16 protein-coding genes are annotated in these 20,081 nt (G+C 70.4%); 2 read left to right on the top strand and 14 right to left on the bottom strand.

Annotated elements, in window-relative coordinates; all coding sequences use genetic code 11:
- Window positions 1–7: 7 nt before the first annotated feature.
- Window positions 8–889, bottom strand: coding sequence for a CoA transferase subunit A (locus tag ACYVKY_RS06505; protein ID WP_460434156.1), 882 nt, complete (start codon window positions 887–889; stop codon window positions 8–10).
- A gap of 217 nt (window positions 890–1,106) precedes the next feature.
- On the opposite strand from ACYVKY_RS06505, the gene ACYVKY_RS06500 reads away from it, so the two are divergent.
- Entirely contained in the window at window positions 1,107–2,345 is a 1,239-nt protein-coding gene (locus ACYVKY_RS06500) for a CaiB/BaiF CoA transferase family protein (RefSeq protein ID WP_460434155.1), read from the top strand.
- Between the two features lie 49 nt (window positions 2,346–2,394).
- Here ACYVKY_RS06500 and ACYVKY_RS06495 read toward each other — a convergent pair whose 3' ends face one another.
- The 11 genes from ACYVKY_RS06495 to ACYVKY_RS06445 form a co-directional block, all read right to left on the bottom strand.
- A complete protein-coding gene (locus ACYVKY_RS06495) occupies window positions 2,395–3,513 on the bottom strand; it encodes a mandelate racemase/muconate lactonizing enzyme family protein (protein WP_460434154.1) in 1,119 nt (372 codons plus the stop codon).
- Complete coding sequence (locus ACYVKY_RS06490; RefSeq protein ID WP_460434153.1) at window positions 3,507–4,337, bottom strand: Rossmann-fold NAD(P)-binding domain-containing protein; 831 nt, start codon at window positions 4,335–4,337, stop codon at window positions 3,507–3,509. The genes ACYVKY_RS06495 and ACYVKY_RS06490 overlap by 7 nt, the downstream gene beginning before the upstream one ends.
- Window positions 4,334–5,431: a mandelate racemase/muconate lactonizing enzyme family protein gene (locus ACYVKY_RS06485; RefSeq protein WP_460434152.1), complete on the bottom strand. Its 1,098-nt coding sequence runs from the start codon at window positions 5,429–5,431 to the stop codon at window positions 4,334–4,336. Before ACYVKY_RS06485 ends, ACYVKY_RS06490 begins: the two co-directional genes overlap by 4 nt.
- The gene (locus tag ACYVKY_RS06480; RefSeq protein WP_460434151.1) at window positions 5,428–6,366 is read right to left on the bottom strand and encodes a Gfo/Idh/MocA family protein; all 939 of its coding nucleotides are present in this window, start codon (window positions 6,364–6,366) and stop codon (window positions 5,428–5,430) included. The genes ACYVKY_RS06485 and ACYVKY_RS06480 overlap by 4 nt, the downstream gene beginning before the upstream one ends.
- Window positions 6,366–7,253 (bottom strand): carbohydrate ABC transporter permease, encoded by an 888-nt coding sequence (locus ACYVKY_RS06475; RefSeq protein WP_460434150.1) that lies wholly within the window; start codon window positions 7,251–7,253, stop codon window positions 6,366–6,368. Before ACYVKY_RS06475 ends, ACYVKY_RS06480 begins: the two co-directional genes overlap by 1 nt.
- Complete coding sequence (locus ACYVKY_RS06470) at window positions 7,250–8,197, bottom strand: carbohydrate ABC transporter permease (protein WP_460434149.1); 948 nt, start codon at window positions 8,195–8,197, stop codon at window positions 7,250–7,252. The genes ACYVKY_RS06475 and ACYVKY_RS06470 overlap by 4 nt, the downstream gene beginning before the upstream one ends.
- Before the next feature lie 77 nt (window positions 8,198–8,274).
- Window positions 8,275–9,564 (bottom strand): ABC transporter substrate-binding protein, encoded by a 1,290-nt coding sequence (locus ACYVKY_RS06465; RefSeq protein WP_460434148.1) that lies wholly within the window; start codon window positions 9,562–9,564, stop codon window positions 8,275–8,277.
- A gap of 271 nt (window positions 9,565–9,835) precedes the next feature.
- The gene (locus ACYVKY_RS06460) at window positions 9,836–10,816 is read right to left on the bottom strand and encodes a dihydrodipicolinate synthase family protein (RefSeq protein ID WP_460434147.1); all 981 of its coding nucleotides are present in this window, start codon (window positions 10,814–10,816) and stop codon (window positions 9,836–9,838) included.
- 23 nt (window positions 10,817–10,839) lie between these two features.
- Window positions 10,840–12,477 (bottom strand): fucose isomerase, encoded by a 1,638-nt coding sequence (locus ACYVKY_RS06455; protein ID WP_460434146.1) that lies wholly within the window; start codon window positions 12,475–12,477, stop codon window positions 10,840–10,842.
- Complete coding sequence (locus ACYVKY_RS06450) at window positions 12,474–13,952, bottom strand: FGGY-family carbohydrate kinase (protein ID WP_460434145.1); 1,479 nt, start codon at window positions 13,950–13,952, stop codon at window positions 12,474–12,476. The genes ACYVKY_RS06455 and ACYVKY_RS06450 overlap by 4 nt, the downstream gene beginning before the upstream one ends.
- Window positions 13,953–13,975: 23 nt before the next feature.
- Window positions 13,976–14,962 carry a LacI family DNA-binding transcriptional regulator gene (locus tag ACYVKY_RS06445; protein ID WP_460434144.1) on the bottom strand — a complete coding sequence of 329 codons (987 nt, stop codon included), beginning with the start codon at window positions 14,960–14,962 and terminating at the stop codon, window positions 13,976–13,978.
- A 264-nt stretch (window positions 14,963–15,226) separates the two neighbouring features.
- Between ACYVKY_RS06445 and ACYVKY_RS06440 the strand changes: the two genes are divergently transcribed.
- Window positions 15,227–15,949, top strand: coding sequence for an HAD-IA family hydrolase (locus ACYVKY_RS06440; RefSeq protein ID WP_460434143.1), 723 nt, complete (start codon window positions 15,227–15,229; stop codon window positions 15,947–15,949).
- A gap of 48 nt (window positions 15,950–15,997) precedes the next feature.
- Here ACYVKY_RS06440 and ACYVKY_RS06435 read toward each other — a convergent pair whose 3' ends face one another.
- Window positions 15,998–16,987 (bottom strand): SDR family oxidoreductase, encoded by a 990-nt coding sequence (locus ACYVKY_RS06435; protein WP_460434142.1) that lies wholly within the window; start codon window positions 16,985–16,987, stop codon window positions 15,998–16,000.
- Between the two features lie 767 nt (window positions 16,988–17,754).
- Window positions 17,755–20,058: a xanthine dehydrogenase family protein molybdopterin-binding subunit gene (locus ACYVKY_RS06430; RefSeq protein WP_460434141.1), complete on the bottom strand. Its 2,304-nt coding sequence runs from the start codon at window positions 20,056–20,058 to the stop codon at window positions 17,755–17,757.
- Between the last annotated feature and the right edge of the window lie 23 nt (window positions 20,059–20,081).

The following is a 20,081-nucleotide window of genomic DNA, read 5'->3' as shown; positions in this document are numbered from 1 at the left end:
TCGGTCCTCACCGGACGGAGAGCTCGAAGACGCGGGCCGGCGTCAGAGCGGCGGACAGGTAGGCGGCGTGGTCGGCGACACCGGAGACGTAACGCTCCGAGTACTCGGCGAACCGGTCGTGCTGCATCAGCTCCTGGTACTCGCGCATGTGGGTCTCGTCCTCGTCGTAGTAGCCGTCGCAGCTGAGCGGGTGCGCACCGAACGGGACCTCGACGACCGCCTCGACCCAGGTGTGCGGGATGTAGGTCAGGTTGGGGTTCTTGGTGATCTCGCTGTGCGGCACGATCTTCTCGACGGTCACGATCAGACGCTGAGCCGCCTTCGCCATCACCGGGTCGAGGTCGTCAGCGTCGCGGGCGACCGGGAACTGGACGTTCCCGTACTCGTCGGCGGTGTACCCGTGCAGCAGGGTGAAGTCGCTCAGCGCGGGTTCGACCGCGTGCAGGAGGCGCCCGGTGAACGGGCAGGTGATCTCCTTGACCTGCTCGGGGTTGTGCGCCGCCATACCGGTGCCCAGCATGGCATCGGTGGGCAGGAACGGGACCCCGCTCGCCGCCGCCCGGAACCGGGCCGCCATGGCGACCTCCGAGAAGTCGCGGATGTCGATCCGCCCCTGCTCCACGCCACGCCGGAAGTTGTGGGCGAACCCGAATTGGAACAGCCCCTCGTAGACCGCCTCGACCCGGTCGACGGCGCCGGCGCCGGCGAGCAGGTCGGTCGTGAAACCCGCCGGGTACGCCAGCACCGTGAACCCGCCCTTCCCGGTGCGGATCAGCTCGCGGACCAAGGCCACGGGCGAGCGCCGGATGATGCTACCGCCGATCGAGAGCGAGGAACCGCTCGGGATCAGCGCGGCCGCGGTGGGCAGGTCCACCAGCTTCGACTTCACGGGGGATCCTCTCCGGAAGGACGGCGACGTCAGAAGTGCGAGTCCACACAATCACACACAGGTAGTGCGATGCAACGGCCCCCAAGCCTCGCCCCATGTTGCACTCAGCGTCGATCGCCGCACGCGTCGCTGCGCAGGCCGTACCCGCTACACTCCTGTGCGAGTGCCACACAGACCCATGTGTATCCACATGGGCAGAACTCGACGAGGAGATGTCGTGATCGACGAGGTCGGTGCAGAGCGTCCGGAGGTCCGCTGGGATCCCGAGGCGAAGGGCGCGTTGAACGGGATCCGGGTGCTGGACCTGTCGCGGTTCATCGCCGGGCCCCTGTGCGCCCAGAACCTGGGTGACCTCGGTGCCGACGTCGTCAAGGTCGAGGGCCTGCGCGGAGAGGACGCACGGGCCAACTCCCCCGCCGTCCGCGGTAAGGCGCTCTACACCATGCTCTACAACCGCAACAAGCGCGCTATCACCCTCGACGCGCGGGCCCCGGAGGGCCGCGAGCTGCTCGCGCGTCTGGTCTCGTGGGCCGACGTCCTGGTCGAGAACTTCCGCCCCGGCACCCTCGACAAGATGGGCCTGGACACCCAGACGCTCGAGACCCTCAACCCGCGTCTGGTCGTGGTGTCGATCTCCGGGTACGGCCAGGACGGCCCGTACCGCGACCGCGTCCTGTTCGACTGCATCGCCCAGGCCATGTCCGGGCTGATGGACATGAACGCGGGCCCCGACGGCACGCCGCGACTGACCAAGATGTTCCCGGCCGACACCCTGGCCGCCACGCAGGCGACCTCGGCCGCCCTGGCCGCGTTGTTCCACCGCGAGCGCACCGGGCAGGGCCAGGTCGTCGACATCGCCGTCCTCGACTCGCTGGTGGCCGCGCTGGGGACCTCGCTGCCGGCGAACCTGATGTTCGGCGACGAGGCGCGGCACTCGGGCAACCGCGACGAGTTCAATGCTCCCGCCAACGCCTTCCGCGTCCTCGACGGCTTCGTCTACCTGCACGCGGGCACGGCCGTCTTCTGGAGCAGGTTCTGCTCGGAGATCCTCGGGCGCCCGGAGCTCGTGACGGACGAGCGGTTCTCCTCGACGCCGGCGCGGATGGCGAACGTCGAGGAGATCGAGCGGATCGTCACCGAGTGGACAAGCACCCGTACCGGCCTGGACGTCGAGCTGGTCTTCGAGAAGGTCGGAATCCCGTGCTCGCGAGTCGCCGACGTGGCGACTGCGGCCCGCAACGACCAGCTGTGGCACCGCGACATGCTGTTCCGCGCCCGCGACACCGACGGAGACGAGCTGGTCCTCGTCGGGTACCCCGCCAAGTTCTCCGGCAGCCCCGTCACCTTCCGGCACGCCCCGCCCGTCCTCGGCGAGCACACGGACGAGGTCCTGCGCGAGGTGCTCGGTCTCGACGACGTCGAGATCGCCCGCCTGCACGAGGAGAAGGTCGTCTGACAGGAGGGCCGCCACCGGCCGTTCCCGACTTGGGCACACGGCCGGTGGTTCAGGTCTCGTCGTGGGCGCGGACGAAGTCCATGTCGAGCTCAAGGCCCAGGCCCGGCAGGTCGGGGATGTGCAGCGTCCCCTGGACCGGCAACGGCGCAGCGGGGAAGATACGCGCGGTGATGTCCTCGAACGCCAGGAGCCGCTCGAGGACCAGGCCACTGGGGGCGGCACTCACCAGGTGCCAGTGCAGGTACTCCATCGCGTGAGGCGCGAAGCGGATGTTCCACGCCTCGGCCATCGCCGCGATCTTGAGCATCTCGGTGTAGCCACCGGAGCGCGCACCGTCGACCTGCAGCACGTCGACCGCCTCGTGCACCAGCAGGTCGCGCACGCCGTACTTGGTGTACTCGTGCTCGCCGGTGGCGAGCGGCACGTCCGTGCCGCGCTTGTACCGGGCCAGGCCGAGCAGGTCGTCAGCCGGCACCGGCTCCTCGAGCCAGATGATGTCGAGGTCGCGGACGCGGTTGGCGAACTGCACACCGGTCGCGGCGTCCCAGCAGTTGTTGGCGTCGAGCATGATCCCGACCTCGGGGCCAACGGCGTCGCGGACGGCCGCCACCCGTCGCACGTCGCGGCGCAGGTTCGTCCCGCCGTCCACGCCGACCTTGAACTTGACCTGGGTATAGCCCTGCTCGACCATGCCGACCACCTCGGCGACGAGCTCGTGGTCGTCGTAGGAGGTCCAGCCGCCGCTGGCGTACACGGGCACGTCGGCACGGTTGCCGCCGAGCAGCCGGTACAGCGGAAGTCCCACGACCTTGCCCTTGAGGTCCCACAGGGCGGTGTCGACCGCGCTGAGGGCACAGAACGCCAGGCCCTTACGGCCCACTCCGCGCAGGTACTGCACGAGGTCGCGGTAGATGACCTCGGTGCCGAAGGGATCCGCGCCGCTCAGGCGAGGGGCGATGTCCTTGAGCACCATCGTCTTCAAGGCCTCACCGCCCACTTCGTGGTAGGTGAATCCGACTCCCTCCAGACCCGTGTCGGTGCGCACGCGGACGATCGCGTAGCCCAGCGTCTCGACCGTGCGGGTCGCGTCGGCGAACTTGCCGGCGACATCGACCGACACAAGGTGGACGTCGACCGTGGTGATCCGGTGCTCTGCGGCGGTCACCACGCCGTCCACCCCCCGTCGACGACCAGATCCGCGCCGGTCATGTAGCGCGAGGCGTCCGACGCGAGAAACACCACAGCACCGTTGAACTCGTCCGCCTCCGCCATCCGTCCGATGGGGATCCTGGCCGTGTAGTTGGCCTGGAACGTCTCGTCCTGGGTGTCGCGTCGGACCCCGGAGGGCGTGAGCGTGTTCACCCGGATCCCGTGCCGCCCCCAGTAGGTGGCGCAATACCGGGTCAGGTTGTAGACCCCGGACTTCGCAGCGGAGTAGGCAACCGGCTTGACGAACGGGACGCCGGTGCGCTCCTCCCGGTAGGCGTAGATGTCCTGCACGGGCGAGACCAGTCCGTAGATCGACCCCACGTTCACGATCGACCCGGCCACCTCTGCCCGCCGCATCCGCGCACCGACCGCCTGTATGACCAGGAAGGTCCCGACCAGATTGACGTCGACCACCTCGCGGAACACCTCCTCCGGGAAGGTCTCGAACGGACCCGACACCTCGGGCGGGGCGCTCGGCTGGGTGTCGATGCCGGCGTTGTTGACCAGCACGTCGGGGCAGCGGCCCCACTGCTGCTCGACCGTGTCGAGGGCGGCCTCGATGGAGGCCTTGTCGGTGATGTCGACGGCCACGGCGAGCAGCCGGTCGTCGCCGGCCAGGTCGGGGAACGCGGCGTCGACGGCCGTGGCGTCGGCCGAGCGCGAGGCAAGGACGACACGAGCTCCCCGCGCGTGGAACTCGCGGACGAACTCGGTACCGATCTGGCCCAGCGCGCCTGTGACGAGCACGACGCGGTCGGTGACGTCGAACAGGTCGCGGCTCACGAGGCGTCCCCGGTGACGGAGTGCTGACCGAGCCACGGGCGGTCGAACTCCAGCCCGGTACCAGGCACGTCGCGCGGCACGAACCAGCCTTCCTGCGGCGGTTGCGGCTCGATCACGCGCAGCTCGGTCATCGTCCCCCCGTCTGTCATCTCGGCGCACAGCGCGTTCGGCACCGCGCACAGCACCGAGGCGCTCAGCTCCATGACGAAGTGGGGCGCCATCGGTGCGTTGAAGGCACGGCCGAGCGCCGCGATGTCCATGTAGGGGGTGATGCCTCCGACCCGGCCGAGGTCGGCCTGGATGAAGTCGCACGCGTCGGCGACGAGGTACTGGTTGAACTGCTGGAGGGTGTAGACGTTCTCGCCCAGGCCGATCGGGATGCCCGACCGTGCCCGGAGCCGGGCGTGCGACACGACGTCGTCGACCCGCAGCGGCTCCTCGACCCAGTACAGGTTCAGGTGCCGGAAGCGCTCGGCCGCCTGGACGGCCTGCGCGTAGGTCCATCCCTGGTTGGCGTCGATCATGAGCGGGAACTGCCCCACCGCCTCGCGGATCCTGGTGAGTCTTTCCACGTCCTCCTCGAGGTCGGGCTTGCCCACCTTCACCTTGGCAGCGAAGTACCCCTCGGCGCGCCATCCCACCACCTGCTCCACGACCTCCTCGGCGGTCAGGTTCAGGTTGATCCCCGACGCGTACAGCGGGATCCGGTCGTGCACCTGTCCGAGCAGACGGTGCACCGGGACGCCGTAGTGCTTGCCGAGCAGGTCCCACAGGGCGATGTCCACGGCGGCGATGGCGAGCGTCGTCGTGCCGCCCGGACCGTTGTCGCGCAGGTGCTGCCACGACGTGCGCCAGAGCGCCTGGGGGTTGACCTCCTGACCGATGAGGACCGGCACGAGCTCCTCGAGCGCCGCCATCATCATCCGGCCGCCGACACCCGAGGTGTGACTGAAACCCGTTCCGGTCAGCCCGGTGTCGGTGGTGATGTCCGCCAGGATGATCTCGATGTGGGTGACCTTGTGGATCTGGTCACCCCACGGCCCGCGCGGCAGCGGGATCCGAGAGAGCTGGAGCTCGATCGACTCGATCTTCACGTCTGCCTCACTGTCGGTGGTGTGTCGTCTGCCGGCATCCGGCGGCCCTCGTGCTGGGCCACCAGGTCCGCTATCAACGCGGTCGGGGCGAGCGCCGCCTCGACCGTGGTCATCCGCAGCAGTGGGTCGTGCCGCGGGTCGGTCGCGCCCTCGACCACCTGCACCGCCGCCGCGTGCGCGGCGACGAAGTCGAGGGCCCTTGCCGGAGAGCGGGTGGAGCCTCCCGGTCCGTCGAACCGGATCCACTCCTCGCGGTCCTCGGGCGCGGCGGTGAGCGAGATCCGCACGCGGGTGGTCGCTCCCCCGACGTGCGCGAGGTCGACGAGGAACCCGTCGTGGTCGGGCCACGGCACCACCGTCCCGTCGGCCACGTCGCCGAGGACGGGGACGACCTGGGACAGGACGTGGGGCAGCAGGTCCCAGAGACCGCCCGCACCGTGACGCCACAGCGATCCCGCGTACGCGCTGCCGGCCGTGAGCGCGCCGGACGCGTGCACGACCTCCGCGCGGGTCCAGCTCCCCCGCGCGGCCTCCCGCACCCAGCGCGACCGCGCGGGCTCGAACAGCCGGGTCAGGAAGACCACGGCGCGCGACCCCCCGGGCATCACCCGCACCAGGTCCTGGACGGCGGCGGCCTCGGTGGCGACCGGCTTCTCCAGCAGGAGCGGCAGGCCCCGTTCGACGGCGCGACGTGCCAGGGCGACCTGCGCGTCCGGGGCGACCGCGAGGCACACGGCGTCGACGGCGTCCAGCAGGTGGTCGAACGACGTCGCCGTCGCGGCACCGTGCTCGGCGGCCAGGGCACCCGCGCGGTCGGGGTCGCGGCCCCACACCGCGGTGAGGCGGCCGCCGCCGGCAGCCGTGGCGAGCGAGGGCGCGTGGACGGTCCGGGCCCACGTCCCGGTACCCACGAGGCCCCAGCGGAGGGACGGCACTACCCCTTGACCGCCCCGGACGCGAGACCGGACACCAGCGCCTTCTGGGCGAACATGAAGCCGATCAGGATGGGGATCGCCGCCAGCACGCCGCCGGCCGTCAGCCACTCCCAGCGGATCAGGTTCTCGCCGATGAACTGCCGCAGCCCCACGGGGATCGTGCGTGCCTGCTCGCTGGAGGTGAAGGTGAGCGCGAACAGGAACTCGTTCCAGGAGTAGATGAACGCGTAAGTGCCCGCGGCGGCGATGCCGGGACGGGACAGCGGGAGGATGATGTAGATGAAGGTCTGGAACCGCGAGCAGCCGTCGATGTACGACGCCTCCTCGATCTCACCAGGGAGCTGGTCGATGAAGCCCTTCATCAGCCAGGTGGAGAACGAGAGCGCGAAGGCGCTGTACACGATGACAAGGCCCAGCTTGGAGTCCAGCAGCCCGACGCCCTTGAGCGAGATGTACAGCGGCACGATCAGCATCACGGTCGGGAAGAGCGGCACGAGCAGCACCCCGAAGAGCACCGCCGTCCGGCCCCGGAAGCGGTACCGCGACAGCGCCGTCCCCGCCATCATCGCGATGGTGGTGGTGAGCAAGACCGTCCCGACCGCGACCACCAGGCTGTTGAACGCGTAGCGCAGGAACGAGGTCCCCGTCAGCAGGTCGACGTACGACTGCATCGACGGCGAGCGCGGCACGATGTTCTCCGCCGCCTGGGAGAGCTCGCTGGGCGGCGTGATCGAGGTGACGAACATCCACAGGTACGGACCGAGGACACCGACCAACCAGGCGAGCACGAGCAGGTAGATCGGTCGGAACCACGGCCTGCGGGCGGGCACGGCCGGGGTCGGCTCCTCGGCGGACACGGATCGGGCGGGGATCGAGTAGGTCGTCATACGAGCTCGTTCCTCCTCACCTGACGGACGTAGAACACGACCAGGACGGCCAGGATCACGGCCTGCGTGACCCCGAAGGCCGCCGCCAGGCCGAAGTCGAAGCCCCGGTACGCCGTGTGGTACGCGAGCAGCGGCAGCGTCAGCGTCGCGTTGGCCGGCCCGCCGTTGGTCAGGATGAGGATCAGGTCGAAGTAGTTGGCGGTCCAGATCAGCCGCAGGATCGTGGTGATGAGGATCGTGGAGCCGATGAGCGGCAGCACGACCCGCCAGAAGGTCTGCCAGGCGTTCGCCCCGTCGATCTTGGCCGCCTCCAGCAGCGTGTGCGGGACGCCCTGCAGCGCGGCGAGGATCATGACCGCGAAGAACGGGACCCCCTGCCAGATGTCGACGAACATCAGGGTCGGCAGCGCCGTGCCGGGGTTCGCGAGCCATGCGTAAGCGTTCTCCTGCAGACCCACCAGCTGCAGGATGTGGTTGATGATCCCGAGGTTGGGGTCGAGCATCCACATCCACATCAGGGCGACCAGGACGCTCGGCGTCGCCCACGGGATCAGGACCAGGCCGCGGACGGCACCGCGGGCGCGGATCCGGCTGTTCAGGATCAGCGCGCCCGCCATGCCGAGCGCCAGCTGGGCGCCGACGCTGCCCACCGTCCAGATCGCGGTGTTGCGCAGCGCCCGGTAGAACTCGTCGTCGGCGAAGACCTCGGTGAAGTTGTCCAGGCCGATGAACTGCTGCTGCGCGGTGTTCAGCAGGTTGGTCGAGGTGAGCGACAACCAGAGCGCGTTCCCCGCGGGGTACAGGATCACGCCGCCGAGCAGGATGATCGCCGGAGCGAGCATGATCCACGGTAGCCACCCGGGGTTCAGCGAGCTGCGGGGCTTCTTGCTCCGCGTGCTGGGCGGCGTCGCACGGGGCGGCGCTTCGGACACGGTGGTGGCCATCGGGCCTCCTTGACGGGTCAGTGGGGGTCCGGCCGGCGCCGGGCTCGGGCCCGGCGCCGGCTGGACGTCTGGGGTGCCTACTCGCCGAGCGCCTCGGCGACGCCGGACACCACCTCGTCGGCGTCGTTCTCACCGAGCAGCGCACCCTGGAACAGAGGCTGCCACACCTGCTGGGTGGCCCTCGTGGTGCCGGGGATGGCCGGCCAGGCCACCGTGCCGTTCTGCGAGGCCTCGATCGAGGTCTGGAAGTACTTGTTGTCCGCGAACGCGGGATCCTCGGCGACCGAGGTGACCACCGGCAGGTACCCGTTGGGCGACTGGGCGATCGCGAGCTGGGCGTCGGCCTCGGCGAGGTAGGAGATCCACGCGAACGCCGCGGCCTTCTTCTCGCTGCTGGCGAGGACGCCGTTCATGTTCATCGTCCCCATGTACTCGGTCTGCTCCGGGTCACCGGTGGCGGACGGGATGAGGGCCACGCCCACCTTCTCTTCCCCGAGCGCGTCGACCAGGGCCTTGGACGACCCCAGGTGGTTCACGATCATCGTCGCGGTGCCGGCCTGGAAGTTGGCGACGATCTGCGGGAAGCCGCTGTTGATCGAGCCGGGCGGGGCCGACTCGAACGTGCTGGCGTACAGCTCGTTCGCGGTGCGGGCCTCGTCGGAGTCGAGCGCGACCTCGCCCGAGTCGTCGACGAAGCGGGCTCCGCCGGCGACGAGGAAAGCAGCCCACTGGTCCTGACCGTTCGGGCCGCCGCGCAGGTCGAAGCCGTACTGCTCCGCGCCCTGGCCGGCCGCTGCCATCGCGGCAGCCGCCTCGACGAACTCCTCCTGGGTCTCGGGCACCTCGACGCCGGCCGCCTCGAACAGGTCGGCGCGGTAGTACATGTAGAACATCAGGAACTTGTTCGGGACCGCGTAGCGGACCGAGCCGTCCGCGTTCTCGGTGTAGGACCAGAGGGTCTCGGTCACCTCGCCGGAGGCGTCCCAGCCCTCGATCTCCTCGTTCAGGTCCTCGAGCACGCCGGCGTCGATCAGCTGCCCGAGCATGTTCGTGTTCAGGTGCGTGGCGTCCGGCGCGTTGCCGGCGGCGACGCCGTTCACCAGGGCGTCGAAGAAGTCGGGCTGCGCGACGTCGTCGGAGATGTTGACCGTGACCCCGGTCTCCTCCTCGAACTGGTCGGCGAGGTCCTGGATCGTGGTGTCGGTGGTGTCGTCCTGCCAGTACCAGTACTCGATCTCGGTGCCGGCGAGGTCCTCGGGCTCGGCTGCCGACGAGTCGTCGTTGCCTCCACCGCCGCAGCCGGCGAGGACGAGCGCCGCGGCAGCGACCACTCCCACCACGCCCCGGGTCTTGCGCGAGCTAGCCATGGAACTCTCCTTTGAGTCTGACCGAGGACACGTCCCGGACCCCTGGTCTGCGCTGTCATGCGTCGAGGTTGCGATTGTGTTGGTCTCCACACGATAGGCCGTACTACGCAGTCGTACTAGTCCTGCGAAAGCCTGCGTCACATGTGGGTCCGGCGGGAATGGTTTTGGGTGGGATCGCACCTCCGACCAGGGCCAAGCAATGAGTAATCGATTACTGACGGTAGATCGACGGAGTGGGGGTGTCAACCCCCGGTACTTGCCCGAGGTGCCGTCAGGTGGCGGAGGTGGGACGAACCGGACGCTGCGCGGTGGGCAGCTCGGCCCACAGCGCGTCGGCCTCTGCGGCCGCTGCCGGTGGGTACGGCTCGAGCGGGCGCGCGGTGCGCGCGGATGCGATGACACCCAATCCGCGAAGGATGTGCTTGAGGCCACCGATCTCGGAGGCGTGCCGCCCCAGGCCGTGGCGGCGCCCGACCGCGAACAGGTCGTTCAACGCCGTGATCGTCCCCTGCAGCGAGGCGGTTTCGCGCTGCGCTCCGGTGCGGTGGGCGTCCATCAACCGGACGAACAGATCCGGCCTGACGTTGGCGAGGCCGGCGATCAGCCCGTCCGCACCACGGTCGAGCGCCTGCACCGCCGTGGTGTCGGCGCCGCTGAGCAGCCCGCAGCGCCGATCGGGGCCCAGGCCGGCCGCGACGCGGGCGAAGGCGTCCAGGTCGCCGGAGCTGTCCTTGAGCGCGACGACCGTACCCTCGCCGAGGAGCTGCACCGCGAGGGCGGGGTCCAGCTTGTATCCGACGTTGCCCGGGATGTCGTAGGCGAACAGAGGCATCGAGCCGGCCGCCGCCGCTACCTGTCGGAAGTGCGCGACCACCTCCCGCGGCGACGGGACCGCGTAGAACGGCGGTGTGACGACGAAGGCGTCCGCGCCGACGTCGGCCAGTAGCTCCAGCTGCTGCACCACCCGGTCCGCGGTAGGGGCTAACGCGCCCACGACGAGGTGCCCGCGTCCGTCCAACGCCTCCCTCGTGGCGACGGCCACTGTGCGACGCGCGCCGTCATCGAGGTAGATCGCCTCCCCGCTGCTGCCGAGGACGAACACCCCGCTCGCTCCGGCGGCGAGCTGGAACTCGACCAAGGACCCCAGCGAGTCCACGTCGACCTCGCCGTCGTCGGTGAGCGGGGTGCAGATCGGGGTCAGCACCCCGGCGAAGCGCCTCGCGGCCGATCCGTCCGTAGCGGGTGTGGTCATCTCAGGTGCCTCTCCCGGGCTTTTCATGTCAGCGTGACGTCGCCGCACAGGTGCACCTGCACGCCGAGCCGATCGAACAACGCAGCCTTCGCCACCAGCGCAGCATCGGCAGTGACGGCGTCGTTCCCGTACGCGACCTGGACGTGGTTCGCCTTGTGCCGGGCCATGAACTGGTCCCGAGTCACACCGTGCAGCACCACGTGCGCGATCGGCCACTCGGGGTTGGTCGCCTCCTTGCGCCGCCGGGTCTCCTCCTCGGGCAGCTCGACCACGCTCGCGCGGCCGATGTCGAGATGCAGCACGCCGTCGTCGAGGTAGAGGCGCGACCACACGATCTCGCCGGCCTTGGACACGCCGTTGATCGTGGACCCGCCGGCAGGGAAGAACATCGGACCCTGCCGCCACCCCTCTGCGCCGGTGTAGCCGCCCTGCAGGTGCGACGGCGGTACCGAGCCGGAGATCTCGTACACCCAGACGAAGCGGCCGTCGTGGTCCTCTCCCCAGCGCACGTCGTGCAGGGTGTTGGCCGGGTCGAGCCCCATCGCCTTCCACACCCGGTGCGTGACCAGCGCGTCCACCGCGACGCCCTCGTCCACCTCGTTGAAGTGCGGGAGCGCGTCGCCGTCGTACAGCACCCGGGAGCCGTCGCGGCTGGTGACCGGCGGCCGGTCCACGTTGTTGAGCAGCCCCTCGACCAGGTCGCTAGCGGGGCTGAGGTCCTTGAGCCCCTGCTGGTACTGGATACCGACGGCGTCGAGGCCGAAGTCGTCGCTGATGCGCAGGGCGGCGACGTACATCTTGTACTGCCAGCGCAGCTGCTGCTCGGTCAGCTCGGTGGCCTCGTCGGTGCCGGTGCGGAAGGTCATGCCCGCCTCGGTCAGCCAACGTCCCACCGCGTCGGCCTCGTCGTCGCCGACTTCCTGCATCTGCGCCCAGAGCGCGCTCTGGGACAGCCGCTCCTTGTAGATGCCGAGCCGGTTGAGGTCCTCGTCGTCGATGATCGCGTTGTACATGCCCATGCAGCCCTCGTCGAACACGCCGATGATGGCCTTCTGGTCGAGCAGCTGCTCCGCGAGCGCGACGCCGAGCTCGCGCTCCGGGCTCGCTCCCAGGACCGGCAGGTCGCGCACGTGGCTCGCGTCGTGCTCCACCCGGCCGGTCCGGAGCCAGGAGGCGATGCCGTCCCGGAACCAGGCGTCGGTGCCGTCGACGGTCCACAGCGAGGAGTATTCCCGGCCCATCTTGGTCAGCCCGGCGTTCAGACCGAGGAGTCCGACCAGCCCCGGCCACTGGCCCGAGAAGTTGGCGACTGTCAGCACCGGGCCACGGTGGGTGCGCAGACCCGCCAGGACGTGGTGGCTGTACTGCCAGATCGCCTCGGCGACGACCAGCGGCGCGTCGAGCGGGATCTGCGAGAACACGTCCAGCCCCATCCGCTGGCTGAAGACGAAACCGTGCCCCACGCTCTCGTCGAACTGGTGCGCCCGCTGCACCCGCCAGCCGTGCTCGGCGAGGGCGTCCGCGACCATCTGCTCGAGCTCCAGCTGGGTCGACCAGCCCGCAACGTTCGCCGGGTGCCGCAGGTCGCCGGACGCCACCAGGTAGACGGTGCGTTCAGCGGCCTCGGGCCGGACGATCGGGACCGGGACGGTGTAGGTCATGACTCTCCTCGGGAGTGGGTGAGATCGACGAGCTCGTGGCAGATGTCGCGGGTGGCCGGGTAGAGCCGGCGGTAGAGGTCGTACAGGCGGTCGTAGCGCTCGCGGACCTCGGGGTCCGGTACGCAGGTGCTCGCCGGCGGGTTCCACCTGTCGATGTCGGGCGAACCGACCAGGCCGGCGCCCAGGAACGCCGCTCCGTACGCGGCCCCGATGGTCTGGCTGGGCAGCACCTGCTCGAGCCCGGTGACGTCCGAGACCACCTGGGTCCAGAGACCGCCCTGCGTGCCGCCGCCGACGGCCAGCACGCGGCGGACGTCGACGCCGGCGTCCCGCATCGTCTCGACGTTGTGCCGCACCCCGTAGGCGGTGGCCTCGAGCACCGCCCGGTACAGGTCGCCGCGGGTGTGGGTGAGGTCGAGCCCCACCACGACCCCGCGCGCGTCCGAATCGTCGACCGGTGTGCGCTCGCCACCGAAGTAGGGCAGCGCCAGCAGTCCGCGGGCCCCGGGGCCGGACGCGGCCGCCTCCGCCAGCAGGGACGGGTACGGGACACCACCTGCAAGGTCGCGCACCCACGCGGTCAGCGCACCTGAAGCCGCCATACCTCCTGCGACGCAACGAGTTCCGGGCAGGACACCACTGGTCCCCCACATCGTCTCGTTGCTGATCGGCTCCTCGACGGTCGCGACCAGGAACATGGTGGTGCCGTACATGAGCATCAGATCGCCGGGACGCACCGCACCCACGCTCAGCGCCTCCGACCACGCGTCCACGGTGCCGACCGTGACCGGGGTGCCCGCCGGGATCGCGGCGACCGCCTCGCGGGTGACGCCTGCTTCCTCCCCCGCCCACCGCAGCGCGGGGAGCTCGAGGTGCTGGGCCACCAGGGGCGCCCAGTCCGGTGCCCACTCCTGGGTCCACCTGTCGAACATCGGCGTGCACTGGCTGGCCGAGTGCCGGTCGAGCACGTACGCGCCGGTGAGCCGGTGTGCCAGGAATGACGCCGGCATCAGCAGGAGCCGCGCCGCCTCCCAGACCGACGGCTCGTGCCGGGCCAGCCAGCGGAGCTTGGGGCCGACCGCCTGGCTGGTGAGGACCGACCCGCATCGCTGCAGCACCGCCTCGCGCCCCAGCTCGGCGTCGAGCTCCTCGATCTGCGCCCCCGCCCGGGTGTCGACGCCGTAGAGCACCGCCGGGCGCAGCACCTGCCCGGCATCGTCGGTCAGGACGACGCACGGCCCCATCCCGCTCACGCCGACGGACACGACCTCGACGTCGCCCGCGCCGGTGAGCTCGGCCGCGACGTCCTGCAGCTCGCGCCACCACAGGTCCGGGTCGGCCTCGACGTGCCCGATCGCCGGTCGGCTGACCTGGTGCTCGCGCACGGCGGTGCGCAGGACCACGCCGTCGTCGGTGACCAGCACGCCCTTGCTGCTGGACGTCCCGACGTCGAACCCGAAGTGGCAGCGCTGCACGCCGCCACTCTGTCAGTAATCGATTACTTACGCAACGAACCGGTGTCGTCGAGATGGTCGAGTGGTAGCACGACGTGCCGGGGGGCCGCGTCCGTCCCGCCCAGCCGCTCGAAGAACATCCGCGCGGCCCGCTCGCCGACGGCGCGCGGGTGGAGCTTGAGCAGGACGAGTGCGTCGGCCGGGGTGGTCGCGAAGGGCAGGTCGCCGATCACCGCCACGCCGACGTCCGCATCGCCGGCGGACGGCGCGTGCAGCTCCTGCAGCACACCCACGCCGACGAGGTTGTTCGTCGCCAGCACCGCGTCCGGCGGCGACGGCAGCGCGAGCAGTCGGCGTAGCGCCTCCCGCCCGCCGTCGACCCGGTAGTTGGCGTGGACGAGCAGCTCGTCCCCGGCCGCCAGACCGGCGGCGGCCATCGCCTCGCGCCACCCGTGCACGCGCTCCATCGCCGTGACCACCTCGCGGGGCCCCGTCACGCACGCCACCCGGGTGCGGCCCGACGCGAGCAGGCGGGCCGTGCCCTCGCGCCCGAGGCCCACGTTGTCGAAGGACACCTGGTCGACGGCGTCGGGCACGGGTCGGTCGACCACGACGACGACCCGGCCGCGCTCCAGCAGCCCGCCAAGGTCGGGGGTCGCACTGGCCGGGGCGAGGATGGCACCAGCCATGTTGTCGCCGATCGCGATGTCGAGGTAGCGGGCCTCCTTGCGCGGGTCGTCGTCGGAGTTGCAGAGCACGACCGAGAAGCCGGCGTCCTGCGCGACGTCCTCCACCCCCCGGGCCAACGCGGTGAAGAAGGGGTTCTCGATGTCCGGCAGTACGAGGGCGACGACGTCGCTGTAGCGGCGGCGCAGCGAACGCGCGGTGCGGTCGGGTTGGTAGCCGAGCTCGGCCACGGCGGCCCGGACGGCCGCGACGTACTCGGGAGCCACCTTCTTGTCGTTCAGCACCCGCGACACGGTGGCGGTGGACACGCCTGCCCGACGGGCGACCTCGCTGATCGTCGCCATCTCCGTCGCACCCCTTCCGAGCTCGGGACTCGAGTCTAGAGGCGGTCCTTCGCTCACCCCGTTTCCTGCGGGCTCAAGCGCAGACTGCGTCGGCTTGCTCGCGCGTCCGACCCCCTCCCATCGACCGTTGCAACGGTAATCGATTTCTGATGTGGTGTCGCCATGTCGAACGCCTCGCCATCACACCGACGGGCCGGCCGCGGGACCGTGCCACACAGCTCGAAGGCCGACCACCTCGTCGCGGACCGCTCCGAGCGGTGCCGCGTGAACGGCGCACCCACCGACGTCGACGCGATCGTCTTCGACACCGGTGGCACTGTGTTCGACTGGCACAGCGGTGTCACCGCCGCTCTCGCCGAGGCCGGGGCCCGGTGTGGTGTCGAGGCGGACTGGCCGGCGATCACCAGGACCTGGCGCCGTTCCTCGACCGACCACGTGAAGGCCGTGACCACCGAGCGCGACGGCCGCATGGACGAGGACATGGACGACGTCCTCCGGGCGACCCTGGCGACCACGCTCGCGGAGCATCGGGTCGCCGGGATGGCCCGCGAGTCCGACGCGCTCGTCCGTGGTTGGCGCCGCATGCCGGCCTGGCCTGACTCCGCCGAGGGTCTGGCCATGCTCCGAACGCGCTTCATTGTCGCCTCGTTCACGATCCTCCGCACGAGTACGGTCGTGGGGTCCTCGCGCCTGAACGGGGTGCAGTGGGACGCGATCTTCTCCTGCGAGTTCACCGGCGTCTACAAGACGGCACCCGACTCCTACGCGAACGCGTGCCGGTGGCTCGACGTCCCACCAGCGCGAGTGGTTCTCGCGACGACCCACAACAACGACCTCGTCGCCGCTCACGACAACGGGCTACGGACCGCCTTCATCCACCGCCCGGACGAGTGGGCCGGCTCCCCGTCGCCGGACCCAGAGCCGCGTCCCGAGGCTGACTGGGTGGCGCGCGACATCATCGACCTGGCCCGGCAACTCGGCGTCTGAGACCTCCCGTTCGGCCGTTGCTCGGACGTGGAGCCTCGCGTCGGCGCGTCAGCGCAGCCGGTGGGCCTCGACCAGCTGGTCCATGACCGCGTCCAGCCGGGCATCGACCACGCGGCGTGACGCGTCGGCGTCGTGCCACCCGACGATCTCGCGAGCGCCCTGCTCGAACGGGATGGTCGCCCGGTAGTCCGGGACGACCGACCGCAGCTTGGCGTTGTCGAACACCATCGAGTGGGCCTTGTCGCCGAGCAGGCCCGCCCCCCAGCCGGGGTCGGCCGCCGCGACGGCGTCCGACGGCACGTGGACGATGCGCGGCTCGACACCGGCTGCCCGGCCGAGGCAGTGGGCGATCTGGTCCCAGGTCAGCACGTCGTCGGACGTGATGTGGAACGCCTCGCCGACCGTCCGCGAATGCCCGAGGAGGGGGACGAAGCCGCGGGCGAAGTCCTCGTGGTGCGTCAGCGTCCACAGCGACGTGCCGTCGCCGTGGACCACGACCGGCTTGCCCCGCCGCATCCGCTCCACCACCGTCCACCCGCCGTCGAACGGCACGAGCGTGCGGTCGTAGGTGTGCGACGGGCGCACGATCGTCGCCGGGAACCCGTCCTCGCGGTAGGCCCGCACGAGGAGGTCCTCGCAGGCGATCTTGTCGCGGGAGTACCGCCAGTGCGGGTTGCGCAACGGCGTGGACTCGGTGACGGGCAGGCGCGAGGGCGGGGTCTGATACGCCGAGGCGGAGCTGATGAACACGTACTGCCCGGCGCGGTCGCGGAACACGTCGAGGTCGGTCTGCACGTGCTCGGGCGTGAAGGCCACCCAGTCGACGACGACGTCGAACTCGAGCGAGCCCAACGCCTGACGCACCGAGTCCGGGTCGCGGGCGTCACCGCGCAGGACGGTGGCCTGGTCGGGCACGTCCCGTCTGCCGGTGCCCCGGTTGAGGAGGTAGAGCTCGTGTCCACGCTCCACCGCGAGGCGCGAGCACGCCGAGCTGATGATGCCGGTGCCGCCGATGAACAGGGTCCGCAGGCCGCTCATGCCCCCACGCTAGGTCCTGCGCGCTGCCGAGGCTGGTACGGGTGGTCCCCGTCCACCAACGATTGGGACGAGGTCGACGGCAGCCAACCGCGACCTCTGACTAGTGCCGCCAGGTACCGCACACCCCGACCGGCGGTCGGGTTGGGGGGGATCGCACCCTCGTCTCCACCAGGCCGCTCGCGCTCGGCAGGTCGTAGGTCGAGTCATCGTGATCCGCGGACACGTCGCACCGTGCGGAGGTCGTCATGGGCACGCCCCATGAACGACATCCGACGCGAAATCGGACGGGCATCGGCCGGACGTGGTGGCGCCGTCCGGCACGAAACGATCCGAGGCGCCCAATGCCGCACCGCGAGCCACATGGCGAGCGGCGGCGGCGGCGAACTCATCGGCTCAATCCGGCATGAGATGGCATCACCGGACACGGGTTCGGGGTGCCGGGCGAACGTCGTTCGTTAGCGCATGTGAGCGCACTTGACGTAATGGCGGTCGGCAGGGGTATGCCTGAGGTGCATATCTGCAGGTCAGACGGGCTCCCGCGGTTGGACTCGAACCAATAACCGTCCGCTTAACAGCCAACACGCGAACCGTCCGGCCGGTGCCGCCCGGTGCCGCGCAGGCCCGTGACCTGCGGAAACACCGTCCGGGGCGTGTCGTGTCCTTCACCTCCTGCCGTCTCGTGCCAGGTCTTCCGTGAGCGCACCGTGAGCGCGCTCGGACCTAGTAGCGCGTGCTCGGCAGACGACAGGACGACCGCGTCGGCGGGTTCATGGCCGTCCGAAAGCCGGGCCGTCCGGGTGTTCGCGCGTCGTACGCGAGTCAGTCCTCTTTCCGGGATGGGCAAGGTGCAATGCGCTCCAGACCCGCTCGGGGGTCAGTGGCAGGTCGCGGATGACCACTCCGGTCGCCTGGGTCACGGCTGCCGCGAGCGCCGGGGCCGTGCACAGCAGGGCGCCCTCGCTGACGCCCTTGGACCCGTACGGACCGGGACCGTCCTCGTTCTCGACCATCAGGGCGTGCATGGTGAGGGGGAGGTCTTTCGTCGTGGGGATCCGGTAGTCGAGGGCCCCGAGGTTGCGGATGCGGCCGTCGTCGTCGAGCACGATGTGCTCCATCATCGAGTGTCCGAGACCCATGATCGCTGCGCCCTCGTCCTGGGACTCGACCTGCAGCGGGTTGAGCGCCTTGCCGACGTCGCCCACGGTGACGTGCTTGTGCAGGAGGATCTCGCCGGTGTCGGTGTCGACCTCCACCTCGAAGGCGGTGCAGTTGAACTCGTAGAACGCGGCCGAGCCACCGAGGGGGTGGTCGGGCATGTCGGTCTTGCGCATCTGGCCGTTGCCGATGAGCTCGCCGCGCAGGCGGCCCAGGGCGCGCTGGACGATCTCGGCGATGGGCGAGGTGGACCCGTCGGGCAGGTGGACCACTCCCCCACCGACCGTGACCTCCTCCGCTGCCACGCCGTGCAGGTCGGCCGCGAGCTCCGCGAGCTGGGCGTGGACGTCGCGGCAGGCACCGAGGATGGCGTTGCCCATGAACACGGTGGAGCGGCTGGCGGACGTCTGCAGGTCGAAGGGGACGGTGGCGGTGTCGCCCATGACGACGCGGACGTCGTCGAGGGTGGCGCCGAGCTCGTCGGCGGCGATCTGGGCGAAGATCGTTCGTGCGCCCTGGCCCATGTCCGAGGTGCCGGCGTAGACGATGACGCTGCCGTCGAAGAGCAGTCGCACGGTGGAGTAGGACAGCCCCGTCGTCGCGCCCGACTTGATGCCGCAGGCGATCCCGCGACCACGCCCGGCGGGCAGCGGCTCGTCCCACCCGACGGCCTCGACGGCCTTGCGGACGGTCTGCTCCCAGTGCCCGTCCGCGGGTACGTCGCCGGGGACGACGTCCTCGCCCTTGTGCAGCAGGTTGGTCAACCGGATCTGCAGGCCGTCCTGGCCGAGCTCTCGCGCGGCCTGGTCGAGCTGGGACTCGACGGCCCAGTTGATCTGCGGGGTGCCGAATCCGCGGAAGGCGCAGCTGGGAGTGGTGTGGGAGAGCACCGACCGAGCCCGGATGCGCGCGGCCTGGACGCGGTACGGCCCGCACGCCAGGTAGTTCCCCTTGGCGACGACCCGCTCGGCGATGTCCGCGTAGGCGCCGATGAGGTAGTCGCTCTCGATGTCGTGGAAGAGGATCCGTCCGTCGGCGGCGAACCCGCTGCGCACACTGACGGTGGCGGCGGCCCGACGGACGGCCTGGAAGGTCTCCTCGAGGGTCATGACCAGCCGGCAGGGTCGTCCGGTCCTGCGGGACAGCAGCGCGAGCAACGGCTCGAACTTGGGGTTCTGCTTGCCTCCGAACGCGCCGCCGGGGTCCGGTGCCAGGACTCGGACGTCGGTGAGGGGCAGCTCGAACAGGTCGGCCATCATGCGCTGGAGCAGGTAGGGGTGCTGGACGGGGCTCAAGAAGGTCAGCCCGTCCTGGTGGGCGTGGGCGATGGCGCCGTGCGGTTCGATCGCGAAGTGCGTCACCATCGGGAAGGTGTAGGTGTTCTCGATGACGAGATCGGCTGTCAGCGAGTCCACGTCACCCCAACCGTAGTGTCGTTCCTTGAGGACGTTGGGGTGGCCGGGTGTCTCGTCCGATCGGTCCTGCACGGCCGGGGCGTCGTCGGCCAGCGCCGCTTGAACGGTCGTGACGGCCGGGAGGACCTCGTGGTGCACGACGACGGCTGCCGCCCCGTCCTCGGCCGCGTCGCGCGTGGTGGCGACAACGGCGGCGACTGCCTCGCCGTGGTACTTCGTCTCCCCGACCGCGAGCACCGGCCGGTCGGCGAACATCGGCCCGAACCGCGGGACCGGTTGAGGCAGGTCGGTGGCGTCGACCACGTCGAGCACGCCCGGTACCCGCAGCGCGGCGGCCTTGTCGATGCCGTCGATACGGGCTCGCGCGCAGTCGAGGTGGACGAGCTTGACGTGCAGCATCCCCTCCAGGCGCAGGTCGGCGAGGAACTCCTGCTGCCCGGTGACGCGCTCGAGCCCGCCGCGGCGAGGTGCCGGGGTGCCGACCTGACCAGTCCTGGTCACGGGGGTGCCCGTGTCCCGCGTGC

This window comes from Angustibacter speluncae (assembly GCF_054777815.1).
Note: the sequence above shows the minus strand (reverse complement) of the source record. Positions and strands in the feature narration are given on the sequence as shown.